The organism is Rhodothermales bacterium (genome assembly GCA_017643395.1).
In the GTDB taxonomy this organism is placed as follows: domain Bacteria; phylum Bacteroidota; class Rhodothermia; order Rhodothermales; family UBA10348; genus JABDJZ01.
This window is the reverse complement of sequence record JAEPNP010000001.1, coordinates 1,305,596-1,319,316: the sequence shown is the minus strand read 5'-3', so window position 1 is coordinate 1,319,316 and position 13,721 is coordinate 1,305,596. Positions and strand designations below refer to the sequence as shown.

Annotated in this window: 12 protein-coding genes; 10 read left to right on the top strand and 2 right to left on the bottom strand. The window is 63.8% G+C overall.

Annotated features, from left to right (window positions below):
* On the bottom strand, positions 1-1,233 hold the full coding sequence (locus JJ896_05290; protein ID MBO6779048.1) for a hypothetical protein: 1,233 nt from the start codon (positions 1,231-1,233) through the stop codon (positions 1-3).
* Positions 1,234-1,732: 499 nt separating this feature from the next.
* Between JJ896_05290 and JJ896_05285 the strand changes: the two genes are divergently transcribed.
* A complete protein-coding gene (locus JJ896_05285; GenBank protein ID MBO6779047.1) occupies positions 1,733-3,745 on the top strand; it encodes a PQQ-binding-like beta-propeller repeat protein in 2,013 nt (670 codons plus the stop codon).
* 109 nt (positions 3,746-3,854) lie between these two features.
* Here JJ896_05285 and JJ896_05280 read toward each other — a convergent pair whose 3' ends face one another.
* Positions 3,855-4,487 (bottom strand): hypothetical protein, encoded by a 633-nt coding sequence (locus tag JJ896_05280; GenBank protein MBO6779046.1) that lies wholly within the window; start codon positions 4,485-4,487, stop codon positions 3,855-3,857.
* 110 nt (positions 4,488-4,597) lie between these two features.
* On the opposite strand from JJ896_05280, the gene JJ896_05275 reads away from it, so the two are divergent.
* The 9 genes from JJ896_05275 to nadD all read left to right on the top strand — a co-directional run bounded on the left by JJ896_05275 (position 4,598) and on the right by nadD (position 13,721).
* Positions 4,598-6,190, top strand: a complete 1,593-nt coding sequence (locus JJ896_05275; protein MBO6779045.1) for an aldehyde dehydrogenase family protein — start codon at positions 4,598-4,600, stop codon at positions 6,188-6,190.
* Between the two features lie 74 nt (positions 6,191-6,264).
* Positions 6,265-6,834: an elongation factor P gene (efp, locus tag JJ896_05270; GenBank protein ID MBO6779044.1), complete on the top strand. Its 570-nt coding sequence runs from the start codon at positions 6,265-6,267 to the stop codon at positions 6,832-6,834.
* Positions 6,835-6,856: 22 nt separating this feature from the next.
* Complete coding sequence (locus tag JJ896_05265; protein MBO6779043.1) at positions 6,857-7,363, top strand: acetyl-CoA carboxylase biotin carboxyl carrier protein; 507 nt, start codon at positions 6,857-6,859, stop codon at positions 7,361-7,363.
* Positions 7,364-7,373: 10 nt separating this feature from the next.
* The gene (gene accC / locus JJ896_05260; GenBank protein MBO6779042.1) at positions 7,374-8,729 is read left to right on the top strand and encodes an acetyl-CoA carboxylase biotin carboxylase subunit; all 1,356 of its coding nucleotides are present in this window, start codon (positions 7,374-7,376) and stop codon (positions 8,727-8,729) included.
* Between the two features lie 94 nt (positions 8,730-8,823).
* A complete protein-coding gene (gene gcvH, locus JJ896_05255; GenBank protein ID MBO6779041.1) occupies positions 8,824-9,207 on the top strand; it encodes a glycine cleavage system protein GcvH in 384 nt (127 codons plus the stop codon).
* 1 nt (position 9,208) lies between these two features.
* Positions 9,209-10,774: a glutamine-hydrolyzing GMP synthase gene (guaA, locus tag JJ896_05250; GenBank protein ID MBO6779040.1), complete on the top strand. Its 1,566-nt coding sequence runs from the start codon at positions 9,209-9,211 to the stop codon at positions 10,772-10,774.
* Entirely contained in the window at positions 10,771-12,192 is a 1,422-nt protein-coding gene (locus JJ896_05245) for an ABC transporter substrate-binding protein (protein ID MBO6779039.1), read from the top strand. The genes guaA and JJ896_05245 overlap by 4 nt, the downstream gene beginning before the upstream one ends.
* A 159-nt stretch (positions 12,193-12,351) precedes the next feature.
* On the top strand, positions 12,352-13,152 hold the full coding sequence (bamD, locus tag JJ896_05240) for an outer membrane protein assembly factor BamD (GenBank protein MBO6779038.1): 801 nt from the start codon (positions 12,352-12,354) through the stop codon (positions 13,150-13,152).
* Positions 13,153-13,154: 2 nt separating this feature from the next.
* Positions 13,155-13,721, top strand: coding sequence for a nicotinate (nicotinamide) nucleotide adenylyltransferase (gene nadD, locus JJ896_05235; GenBank protein MBO6779037.1), 567 nt, complete (start codon positions 13,155-13,157; stop codon positions 13,719-13,721).

The following is a 13,721-nucleotide window of genomic DNA, read 5'->3' as shown; positions in this document are numbered from 1 at the left end:
TTAGGCCTCGTCCAGTGCGTAGGTGAGGAATTCGTCTGCGCTCTGGAACGGACGGCCGTCGGGCACCACGATGGCGGACACGGCGTGCAGCAGGTGATCGGCCTGCTGGGGCGCGTCGGCGCGGAGCCGGTTTTTGAGGCGGGCAAAGAAGCCCTGTGCCTCTTCGGGCTTGCTGTCGGCAAGCAGTACTACCAGCCGCTCATTGATGGGGCTGATGAGCATGTCGTCCTGGGGGCGCAGGCTGTCGGCCACCAGGTCAATGATGAACTCGAAGTCCACCGGACCGCGGTCGCTGGTCTGGTCCATGCGCATGGCCAGCAGCAGGAAGGGACTCGCCACATCCTCGCGGTTGATAAAGAAGTTCTGCAGGCGATCCCGGAATGAAACGCGGTCCGAGTAGCGCTCCATGGCGTCTTCCTTCGGTGCGCTCGGCGCTTCGGGCTCCTCACCCAGGGCATCGGGTGCCACATGCGGGAAACGCGGAGCTTCCGGAGCGGGGGTCACATCCGGCATGGAGACCTCCTCCGTGATCACCGGTGCCTGGCCCGGAGTGGTCACCACGTCCGCAAGATCCCAATGGCGCACTACCTGGCGTTTGATCTGTCCGATGTGCGGAATCAGGGTCAGCCGGCGCTCCGTGCTCGTGGGCTCCTCGTCGGCTGCTTCAATGTGCACCGCGCCGGTCATCTGGCCGGCCATGAAGTCGATCACACGGCGGGACTGGGGGTTGGCCGGCTCCGGCAGCGCAACCATGACCGTGGTATCGAGGCTGTCGATCTGCTCCAGCATCCGGATGAACTCCATCCGGAAGCGATCGAAAGACCTGAACATCACGAACGGCATGAAGTCATTGATGACCAGCCGGTCCGGACGTTGTTTGCGAATGATGGTCACCAGGTCCCAGAGGGCCTTCGCCACGGCGTCGTCTCCCATGGCCTGGGGATTCATCATGGGCGGAATCCGCATCAGGCGGATCAGCCCGTCCTGCTGGGCCTGCTTCAGATCGAACCCGATCGACGCGGCCTGGATTACCAGATCCCGCGGGCGGTCCGATGCGATGAAAAGACACTTCTCGCCGCCGGTGGCCCCGGTCTGAGCAAATCGAAGTGTCATGAGGCCTCGGCCAGTCGCGGCGCGACCGAAGGCGAGATATGCACCGCCTCGGTAGAGGCCGCCCCATTCCTCATCGATCGGATCGATGCCGGAAGGGAGCATTGCTGCGAAAGAGGACATGCTTGCGGGCGTGTCTTTCATGATGAGCAGGCGAAGTATTCGGTGGAGCGTGGAGCCGCGGAGCCCTTCCTCAAAGGGCATGCCGCATTCGTCCCGCAGCCCGGGAGGCTCGGAAAACCGTCGATATTGGCTTGATTTGCCAGTTGCATCGCCTTGACTCGTGAGGGGTCGATCCCTGTTTGAGATCGGTATCGACACACCACACCCGGCCAGGGTGGTGGCATGCAAAGGTTTTGATCGGCCCTCTCGCCGAGATCTGAAGTCGATTCGGCGGGATACCTCATATATGCGGCCGTCCCCGGGCGATCGGAGCTGGCTGCACATCGGCCGCGCCCCGGATACGCACTCGCACTCGCCTGCAGCTCACATCGAGACCGGCACTCCGCTTGCAGGGCGTGTGTCAGCCGCCGGGCGCGCTCCCGTCGGTTGTCTCATTCTGATTGGCGCGAGTCCAGCTATGAGTCCATCGCCCGAACAAAAAACAGCGTTTTTGAGCCCCATGAGCCGATTCAAGGATCACACATCGAGATTGGACCGATCCTTGATGACCGATATCCACGAACCGCTCTGCGGCCTCACCGGACAACAACTCATCCGGGATCAACCCGGATCACTTGCCATCATGCGCAATACTCTTCGACTTCTGAATTCCGCCAGCCGCTCCGTGGGCGTGGTGGGCATTCTCGTCCTCTCCGTGCTCTTCTCCGGCTGCGACATTTTCGGGGAAGCCTTCGACGAACGCGCACCGCGTGTACAGCTGGATCGGCCGTTCGACGGCGCCACGCTGACCGGTGCGAACGTGATCGTCGCGGTCAACGCGGAGGCGCTAGGCGATGACAACTTCATCAGCTTCGTCAACGTCAACCTGGACGGCGCCCGTGTGGGTGAGGCCGAGTGGGACGGGGGACGCTACGCACTGAGGCTGAACTCGTTTGAGATTCCGGACGGACTGCACCGTCTCGAGGCGGTGGCCTTCGACCGCTTCCAGGCGCGCGGAGTCTCGCTTCCCATCACCGTACTGGTCGAGAACGTCTCCGCTGGTGACGGCCCCGTGATGACCATCCTCGAGCCCGAGAACGAGCGCGAGGTATCCGGCACAGTTCGCGTGCTGGCGCAGGCCGCGGCGGGCTCGCCCCCGGTCACCCGCGTTGACCTGGTGGTGGACGGTGTGCCGTTCCTGACCACATCGACGTCCATCGGCGGCGAGGCCTACGCCTTCGACTGGGATACGTCAGAGTTCACTCCCGGTGAGCACGTGGTCGAGATCAAGGCCTACTCGGGCGATGGGGTCTTCCGCCTCAACGGACCGGTAGTGGTCAATATTTCGGGCGGCGAAGAAGTCGACCCGGAGAACACCGGCTCGGCAGGCAGCCTCACCTTCCGTGGCACGGGCCTGGCCGGCGAGGTCAAGGGTTCTGCGGCCGTGGGCTTCAACGACGATATCTACCTGGGTTCATCCAACGGCAAGCTCTACGCGTTTGACAACGAGGGCACACTCAAGTGGGAGCGCGACACAAAGGGCCCGATCCGCTCCACGCCGGTCGTTGGTAACAACGAGGACGTATTCGTGACGTCCGAGGATGGCCGCCTCTGGGGCTTTACCGCGGACGGCCGTGACCTCTGGGCAACCCCCTACAACAGCGCGGCACCGCTGCGCTCTTCGCCCGCGATGGGCGTGGACGGCGTGCTCTACTTCGGTGACACGTTCGGCAATCTGCATGCGGTCAACAGCTTCAACGGGCTCTCGGCCTGGTCCAGCCCCAAGAAGGTGGTGGACGGCACCATCGTGGAGGCCCCCGTCATCACGCGTGACCACACCGTGATCGTGGCAGACTCCCAGGGCCGTCTGACCGGTTTTGACCGCCATGGATCGCAGCTCTGGCAGAGCCAGATTCGTGGCTCGGGATCCTGCCCGGGTGGCACGGCCCGCGCTCCGATGGCGCTTGCCGAGATCCAGCTCACGGTGGAACTGCCCACGGGTGAGACCCGCAGTTCTCTGGAAGCCCTGGTGTACGTCGTCGCCGACGACGGCTGCATGTACGCATTCAGCGGCTTTGACGGCTCACGTCTCTGGCACTACCCCGTCGGCGGCACCCTGGTCTCGGGCCCGGTGGTCGATGAGGGCGGCACCATCTACGTCGGGACGGAGACGGGCCTCTTCGCTCTCAATGAGACGGCCGATGCCCTCACGCCCCGCCTGCGCTACAAGTTTGTGGCGGACGATGTCGGCATGCCGGCCATCGACACCAACGGTGTCATCCACTTTGTATCGGGTCGCAACGTGATGGCCATCAATACGAACGGCACCCCGTACTGGGAATATCAGCTCAACACGGAATCAGACGGCCCGGTTACCATCAACCGTGAAGGCCACCTGATTGTGGCAGGCCGCAATGGACACCTCTTCGGGTTTGAGACCGGCTCGGCCGGGCTCGCCCGCGGGAAGTGGCCCATGTACGGACGCAACGCCCGCCACACCGGACGCCTGGGCATCGATGCCAACGACGGGTAACCCTCACCCTCGTACCCTCACCCCCTCAAAACGAAACGCCGCTCCCTGGCCGGGGAGCGGCGTTTTTCGTTGAGGGATGAGCGGCAGGGTCTCTGCTGCCGCCCGGCGCCTATCGTTGCAGGGTCACGGTTCGCGTTCGTTGCAGGAGTCGCCCGGAATCGTCGTAGGCGTCTATCCAGACGCGGCGCGGATTCTCGCCCAGGAAGCCCTGCAGACTTTCGTAGGAGACGAAAGCGACCTCGGACTCCACCTGGCCGACAACGGCGTCCTGCGCATCGTCCCACACAACCACCTGATAGGCCTCGGCATCGGCCGCCGCCTGCCACGACAGGCCTTCGAAACCTCCGGTCACCGTAACCAGGCTCGATGGATCGGTGCGCGGACCGGCAAGATTCGCGGCTCCTGCATCCACACCAACCCGGAAGGCCACCAGAATGGTGGTAACGAATGCAGTCAGGCAGACCAGCCCGACGGTTGTCCACAGCAGCACGCTCAGCTTGCGGCTGCCGGTCAGGAGCGGTTTACGTTTGGGAGGCAGGGAAACGGCGGTGAGCGTCGGGGGGCGCGTGTCCTGCCCGTCTCCTTCTGTTTCGAGAAGCTGACTGGCTGCGTAGAGCACGTCGCGCGCGTCCTCGTTGCGGGCCAGAAAGTCGGCTACCTCCCTTCGGCGTGACGGCGCCAACCGTCCAGCCAGATATGCGGCAAGGGTATACTCGTCGATGCCGCGACTGGTGAGTCGCATGGGTGAAAGCGGTGGGTGTACATCGGAACGAAGGCGCGATCCATGGGAAGCGTATCGGGCCCTAGGTACGGGTACGATCAAAACGCTCGGAGTCGCGCTATATTCGGCCCATGGACTCCGATCTCCGCTCCATCCAGCAAGCCCGCGAACTGCTTCGCGCCGCGCGGAACGCCCAACATGAGGCCAAGAAGCTCGATCAGGCCCAGGTGGACCGGATCGTCGACGCCATGGCACGTGCCGGCGCCGCCCAGGCCGACCGATTGGGCCGCGCTGCCCACGAAGAGACCGGATTCGGACGGCCCGAGAGCAAAAAGGAAAAGAACCTGTTTGCCACCCGCATGCTGCACGAGCGCATGCAGGGCATGAAGACCGTCGGCATCATCAGGAAGCTGGAGGAGGACTCCATCTGGGAGGTGGCCACGCCGATGGGTGTGGTGGCCGCGCTGATCCCGTCCACCAATCCAACATCCACGGCCATGTACAAGGCGATCATCGCGGCCAAGTCGCGATGCGCGGTCGTGATGAGCCCGCATCCCCGAGCCCGGAAGTGCACGGCCGATGCGCTGGGCGCCGTGGCAGAGGCTGCGTACAAGGCCGGGGCACCCAAAGGACTGTTCGCCTGCATGACTGAGGTCAGCCTTGCCGGCACCCAGGCCCTGCTGGAGGACCGCGAGGTGGATCTGATCCTGGCTACCGGAGGCTCGGCGATGGTCCGGGCGGCGTACTCCAAGGGCAAGCCGGCCTACGGCGTCGGCTCCGGCAACGTGCCGGTTTATGTGGACCGCAGCGCGGATGTCGGCAAGGCGGCCAAGGACCTGGTCTACGGCGCCAGTTTCGACTGGGGAACGCTGTGCTCCACCGAACGCAGCATCATCTGTGACCTGCCCGTCAAGAAGGCCCTGCTCGAGGGCCTGCAGGCCGCCGGGGCCTACCTGGTGGCCGGCAAGGAACGCACGCTCCTGGAGAAGACCGTTGTGGTCGATGGCAAGTTGAACATCGAGCAGGTGGGCAAGGCCCCCGAAGCCATCGCGGAAATGGCCGGATTCCGGGTCCCAAGGGGCACCAGGGCGCTGGTGGCGGAATCCAGCCAGGTCGGGCACGAAGACCCCCTGTCCAGAGAGACGCTGTCGCCGATCCTGACGTTCTACACCGCAGACGGCTGGGAGGCCGGTTGCGAGCGGTGCATGGAAGTGCTCGCCTACGGTGGCATGGGGCACACCCTTGCCCTCCATGCCGGCAATGAACGTGTCATCGAGGCATTCGCCCTTCAGAAGCCGGCGATGCGCATCGTGGTGAACTCCGTGTCTGCGCTGGGCTCGGTGGGCTATACCAATCGCCTTTTTCCTTCGATGACCCTGGGGCCCGGCACCGTAGGTGGCTCGATCACGAGCGACAACATCTCCCCCATGCACCTGCTGAACATCAAGCGCGTGGCGTTTGAAACGAATCCTGTGAACTCCCGGGCATCATCACCGGCGGCCAAACCGGCCACGCGCTCCGCGCCCGCACGCCCGACTCCGGCCCCGCGGCCGGCCGGCGACGGCAACTGGATTGGCCAGATTGAAGACCGGCTCCGCGCCCGTGCCGGCAACCCGGTCGTAACGGCCGGTCGGGCCCCGGCTGAACAGAGCCCATCGCCCAAAAACCCTGACGGACTCAGCGAGGCGGATATAGACGCTCTTATCCGCGAATTCAGACGCTGAGGGGCACTGCGAATTGACTAACACGGCCTTAACCGGGTAAGTTGGTGGTCTTTGCGCGAACTGAATAGCAGCACATGGCGGACACGAGCGACTTCAGAAACGGACTGACTCTGATGTGGAACGGCGATCTATGGCAGATCGTCGAGTTCATGCATGTCAAGCCCGGGAAAGGCGGCGCCTTTGTCCGCAGCAAACTGCGCAATGTGAAGACCGGCAGGGTCGTGGATAACACGTTCAGAGCCGGTGAAAAGGTGGAGACCGCACGCGTGGAGCGGCGCACCCACCAGTACCTGTATGAGGATGACCTCGGGCTGCACTTCATGAACCAGGAGTCCTATGAGCAGCTGTCGCTGCCGGCCGAAAGTGTGCCGGGTCGGGAGTTCATCAAGGAAGGCGGCACCATCGACATCCTCTTCCACGCCGAGACCAATCAGCCCCTGACCACGGAGATTCCGAACAGTGTGGAGCTGGTGGTTACCCAGACCGACCCCGGCCTCAAGGGTGACACGGCCACCGGCGCCACCAAACCCGCTACGCTCGAAAGCGGCGCGGTGGTAAACGTCCCGCTCTTCATCAACGAAGGCGATACGATCAAGGTCAACACCGACAAGGGTGACTATATCACCCGCGTGTCGACGGCCTGATCCGTCTCCAAACCCACCTCTGATGGACATCGATCGCATTCGGGAACTGCTTCAGGTCGTCGCCGACTCAGGCGTCGCCGAAGTGGAAATCCACGACGACGACTTCAAGTTGGTCGTGCGCAAGTCCGCGCCGACCGTAACGGTGCAATCCGCTCCGGCTCCCTATCCCTATCCCATGGCGCCGATGCATGCGCCGATGGCTCCGGCTCCCATGCCCGCCGCACCCGCCCAGGTGGCTGCAGCGCCGGCACCAGCGGCCGAGGCCCCGGCTGCGCCTGCCGCGCCCTCCGGAGAACAGGTCCGCGCGCCGATCGTCGGCACCTTCTACCGGGCCTCCTCCCCGGATGCCGACCCGTACGTCTCCGTAGGTGACACGGTTAAGAAGGGCGATGTGCTCTGCATCATCGAGGCCATGAAGCTCATGAATGAGATCGAGAGCGAGGTGGCCGGCACCGTGAAGGAGATCCTGGTTGAGAATGCCCAACCGGTAGAATTCGACCAGCCGCTGTTCATCGTCGACCCCAGCTAGGGGCTCCCGCATGAAACGAGCCATCAAGAAGGTTCTCGTCGCGAACCGGGGTGAGATAGCCCTGCGCATCATCCGGACCTGCCACGAGATGGGCATTCGCACCGTCGCGGTGTACTCAACGGCGGATCGGGACTCGCTGCACGTGCGCTTTGCAGACGAGGCCGTATGCATCGGCCCGCCTCCCGGCAGGGACAGCTACCTGCGTTTCGACCGCATTCTGGCAGCCGCGGAGGTCACCGGGGCCGACGCCATCCATCCAGGCTATGGTTTCCTGGCAGAGAACGCCGATTTCAGCGCCATCTGCGAGGATCACCACATCAAGTTTATCGGCCCGGATCCGGAGACCATCCGGAAAATGGGCGACAAGAGCCTGGCCAAGGACACCATGCGCGCTGCCGGCGTGCCGGTCGTGCCGGGTTCGGACGGCGTGGTCGAGACGCCCGCCGAGGCGCGCAAGTTGGCCGACGAGATGGGTTACCCCGTGATGGTCAAGGCCAGCGCAGGTGGTGGTGGCAAGGGCATGCGCATCGTACGCAAACCGGAAGATCTGGAGGCCGCGTTCACCATGGCCTCGAACGAGGCCGAGGCCGCCTTCGGCAACGGCGAGCTCTACGTTGAGAAGTTTATCTCCGCTCCGCGCCACATAGAAATCCAGGTGCTGGGTGACGGCCGTGGCAAGGTGTTGCATTTCGGGGAGCGCGAGTGCTCCATTCAGCGCCGGCATCAGAAGTTGCTCGAGGAGTCGCCCTCCCCGATTGTGGACGCAGACCTGCGCGAACGCATGGGTCAGGCAGCCATACGGGGTGCCGAGGCTGTGCTCTACGAAGGCGCCGGCACGATGGAATTCCTGGTCGATGCGGACCGGAATTTCTACTTCATGGAGATGAACACCCGCATCCAGGTGGAGCATCCTGTGACCGAGGAGGTGACCGACTGTGACCTCATCGAGTACCAGATCCGGGTGGCGATGGGCGAGGAGATCGTCTCGGCGCCGCCGCCGCTTGAAGGCCACGCAATCGAGTGCCGCATCAACGCGGAGAACCCTTTCAAGAATTTCGCACCGTCTCCTGGCAGGATCACCACGTTTCATCCGCCGGGCGGGCACGGGGTGCGTGTGGATACCCACGTGTACGCCGGGTACCAGATTCCGCCGAACTACGACTCGATGATCGCCAAGCTCATCGTGCGCGGCCGCACGCGGGAGTTGGCCATTCAGAAGGCGCTTCGTGCGCTGGACGAGTTCGTGATCGAGGGCGTGCACACGACGATCCCGTTCCACCTGCAGCTCCTCAAGGACGAGAGGTTCAGGGCGGGCGACTTCGATACCCGATTCCTCGAGACCTTTGAGCTGAAGCAGCCGGAATAGACCGCGTTGCGGCGTTTCGTGAGTTTGGGCTGAACCGTTCGACCTCCCGAGCGGCCCACGCGTATTATCCGTGGCACACCAGCATTCCCAGGAAATGAACTTCCCCGCCGAGCTCCGCTACACCAAGGATCACGAGTGGATTCGCATCTCCGACGACGGCACCACTGCCACGATCGGAATCACGGACTTTGCCCAGAACGAACTGGGCGACATCGTCTATGTGGACGTCGACACCGTGGGCGACGAGGTCGCCAAGGATGAGGTGTTCGGCACCGTCGAGGCGGTCAAGACCGTCTCTGAGCTGTTCATGCCGGTCACGGGCTCCGTGGACGAGGTCAACGAGGACCTCGAGGCCAGCCCTGAGCTGGTGAACGAGGACCCCTACGGAAAAGGCTGGATGATCAAGATCACCATCTCCGACTCTTCCGAACTCGACGGGCTGATGTCGGCGGACGACTACGCCGAAATGGCCGGGTGACATGCACCAGCGCATCGTAATTCTCGACTTCGGATCCCAATACACCCAGCTGATTGCACGGCGGGTGAGAGAGTCCGGTGTGTACTCCGAGATTTACGCATGCACGACGCCTCTTGAGGAGGTGGCCGCCATGGAGCCGGCAGGCATCATCCTGTCCGGCGGACCCAGTTCTGTCTACGATCCGGGCGCGCCGCAACTCGATCCGCGCGTGCTGGAATTGAACGGCCCGAACGGCCGCATCCCCGTGTTGGGGATTTGCTATGGCCTGCAGGCGATGGCCCATGTATCCGGCGGACGCGTTGAGCGCGCTGCACGCCGCGAATTCGGACGGGCACAGCTCCAGGTCGACGATGAGGCCACGCTGCTGGCAGGACTCCCTGAGGACACCACGGTCTGGATGAGCCATGGTGACCACTTGATCGAACTGCCCGAGGGGTTTCGCATCATTGCCCACACCGAGAACGCGCCGATTGCCGCGGTCAAGGTGGAAGGGACCCCGCATTTCGGCGTGCAGTTCCACCCGGAGGTTGTTCACACCGACCACGGCACGACCATTCTGCGCAACTTTACGCACGGAGTCTGCGGCTGCATCGGTGACTGGTCTGCTGCGTCATTCATCGACGAGAAGACCGAAGAGATCCGGCAGACCGTTGGAGACGAGCACGTGATTCTCGGCCTCTCCGGAGGCGTGGACTCCTCGGTGGCCGCTGTGCTGCTGCACCGCGCAATTGGACATCAGCTTACCTGCATCTTCGTCAACAACGGCCTCCTGCGGCTCGGCGAATGGGAGCAGGTTCAGGAAACCTTCCGGGATCACTATCACATTCGTCTCGAGGCGGTAGACGGGTCAGACCTGTTCCTGTCGCGCCTGCGGGATGTCACGGATCCTGAGGAGAAGCGCAAGATCATCGGCAACACGTTTGTCGAGGTCTTTGACCAGGCCACCGACAGCGTCGTGCAGCGCATCGGTCGCAAGCCCCGCTTTCTGGCCCAGGGCACGCTCTATCCAGACGTAATCGAGAGTATTTCGTTCAAGGGACCGTCCGCCACCATCAAGACGCACCACAACGTCGGCGGACTTCCGGAAGAGATGGAGTTCGAGGTACTCGAACCGTTCCGGGAGCTCTTCAAGGATGAAGTACGGGCGATAGGCAGGCTGCTGGAAGTGCCGCAGAGCATCATCGGCCGCCACCCGTTCCCGGGCCCCGGCCTGGGCATCCGGATTCTGGGGGCCGTCACGCGGGGAGAAGTCGAACTGCTCCAGCGTGCGGACCACATCTTCATTTCCGAGCTGCGGAAACAGGGACTCTATGATCAGGTCTGGCAGGCGTTCGCCGTGCTTCTGCCCATCCAGACCGTGGGTGTCATGGGCGATGAGCGCACGTACGAAAACGTCTGCGGACTGCGCGCGGTGACCAGCGTGGACGGCATGACGGCCGACTGGGCCAAGCTGCCGTACGACTTTCTGGCGCACGTCTCCAACCGCATCGTCAACGAGATCCGGGGCATCAACCGGTGCGTGTACGACATCAGCTCCAAGCCCCCGGCAACCATCGAGTGGGAATGAGGCGGGCCGTCATACTGACGCTGCTGCTGGCACTTGCAGGCTCCGCGTCTGCGCAGCTGGGCCGCGTGCCCGCGAATCCTGAGGCCGACTCCCTGTTTGCACGTGCCCTGCAGGCCTTCGAGGCTGAGGAGTATGCCGACGCCGCCGCGGAGTTTTCTCGCGTGGCCGCGGCGTTTCCGCTCCACGCCAATACGACGGCTGCTGCGTTCATGCATGCGCGCGCACTCTACCGGGTGGGCGCGTGGGAACGTGCCGGCGGCGCGTTTGAGAGTTTCATTCGGGAGTATCCGACAAGCCGGTACGTGACCGAGGCGGAGCGCATGCGGGGGCTGGCCATGAGCGCTCAACTCGCCATGGCCAGGAGACCTGTAACGCTCGGTATCGTGCTGTCCCTTGATCCGCAGGAATCGTCTGCCTCCCAGTCCCTCTTCAACGGCATTCGGCTGGCGATAGACGCGCACAACGGTCGCCCGGACAATCGTCAGGTCGAGATGGTCTTCCGGGATCTGCACACCATGAATGCGGACGCCGCCGTCGCTGATCTGGTGAACGCAGGGGCGGCCCTGATCGTGGGAGCCCTGTTCAGCGATCAGGCGCAGGCCGTGGGTGCCGCCGCCGAACGATACATGGTCCCCTTTGTAGCCCCGCTGGCGACAGATCCCGAAGTGAGCCAGGGCCTGGCGTGGGCCTTCCAGGCCAACCCCACCATCACTGCCCGGGGTCGCCTGATGGCCCGTTTTGCCGTGAACGGCCTGCGGCTCCGAGAACTCGGAGTCATCGCCGAAGACGACGAGTTGGGCATTTCGGAAGAAATGGGGCGCGCCTTTGCGGAGGAAGCGGAGGCGATGGGGGCCAGCGTGCGGTTCATTGAGGTACTGCCCAACAGTCAGGCCTGGTTCCGCCTCGGCAATCATGTGGAGGCTGACAGCCTGCGCAATGTGCGCGCAGTCTACGCGCCGCTCTCCGGCGCAGGTGCGGACCGCCTGGCGGGAGGATTCCTGGCGGAACTGGACGACATGCTGGGCACGGGAACGCCGGGAGACATATCCGGCCTGCGTGTGCTCGGCAACGCGGCCTGGCACGACCTACCCTTCCTGGAGCAGGCATCCCGCTACGTGGTCACCTACTCGAACGACTTCCACTTCGAACCGGAGGGCGACCAGGCCCAGGCGTTTACGAGGCGCCATCGCACACTCACGGGTCAGGCTCCCGACCGGCTGGCCGTGGTCGGCTATGACCTCTCGCGGCTGCTGGTGGATCGCATGATGGCCGGAGACGCCGAGCAGGTACGCGCCGCGTTGCTGAGTGGCGGCGACTATCAGGGACTGGGCATCCGGGTGCACTTTGCCGGTGATCAGGTGAATCGCACCATGTTCTACCACCGGTATCGCAACGGTGTGCTGGAGTTGATGCGGTAAAGGCGGCGAGACCGCCTGCGCGGCTACGCACCGCACCGACACAGCCGCCCGGAACAGCCCGTCCTGACCACGGGTTCATGTCCGCTGCCGCGACTTATTTCCGGACATACCAAGCGGCCTGCCTTCCGCGTTCTGCAAAGGCGCAACGCCATCGCCCGCATGATTCAAAGACTCACTACCCTGCTCCTCATCGTGATCCTGGCCGGATGTGCCGGATCCCGCCGCCTCTCGTATGACGGCCCTGAAGACGCCTACAACAAAGGCGTAGAGCGCATGGAGGCCGAGGACTACGAGCGCGCCGCCGAATTTTTCCAGGGCGTGTTTGACTTCGGACGCACGCACGAGTGGGCGGCCGATGCGCAGATTGCGCTCGCTCGCGCCTATCGCGCGAATGGGGAGTATCTGCTGGCGGCGAACGAGTTCACCCGGTTTACGCAGATCTACCGGGCGGACCCGCGCGTGCCCGATGCGGCGTACGAACTGGCCATGACCTACTACGACCGGAGCCCGCGGTGGTCGCTGGATCAGACGGACACCGGGCGTGCCATCACGCAATTTGAGCTGTTCATGACGCGGTACCCGAATCATCCGCTGTTCTTCGAGGGGCAGGCTCGCATTGAGGAGTTGCGCGGCAAACTGGCCCGGAAGCGGTACGAGTCGGGCAATCAGTACGCGACCCGGGGCTACAACGAAGCCGCCGCACTCACCTTCGAGTCCGTGTTCGACGACTACTACGACACCGAATGGGCGGACGATGCGCTGGTAGCGGCGGCCAGGTCCTACATCGCCTTTGCCGATCAGAGCATCCCCGCACGTCGCCCTGAGCGACTGCAGCTTGCGATCGACGCCTACGAGCGCCTCATCCAGATCTTTCCGGACAGCCCGCTGATCAAGGAAGGCGAAGAGGTCTTCCGGAGCGCCACCGACCGCTTGCGCCAACTGGACGGCACGGCCCAATAGTCATGCGCATCGGTCTGTTCGGCGGCACGTTCAACCCGCCTCATACGGGCCATCGCATCATTGCCGAGCAGGCTTTCGACGCGCTGTCGCTGGACCGCCTGATCTGGATGCCGGCTGCGCGATCTCCGTTCAAGGACGGGGCCGCCGACGTTTCAGCCGCACACCGGCTCACCATGTCGTTGCTCGCAGCCTCCGATCACGACGGCTTCACTGTCTCAGATGAGGAGATCCGTCGGGAGCCACCGTCCTACACGGTTGATACGGTGCGCGCTCTGGCCAACCGGTTTTCCGAGAGCGAGCTGATTCTGCTGATCGGGGGCGACAGCTGGCACGATTTCGATCGCTGGCGTGAACCCGAGGGCATTCGCGCGATGGCACGGATTGCCGTGTATCCGCGGCCGGGTTCCGACACGGACCTGGAAGGCGCCGACCATGTGCTGGACTCCCCCCGGATCGATGTTTCGTCCACAGAGATTCGGCAGCGTCTGGCCCAGGGTAAAACCGTTGCCGGCTTGATCGACAGGGGCGTGCTGGCCTATATCCGGAAGCACCGTCTCTACGGCACCTGA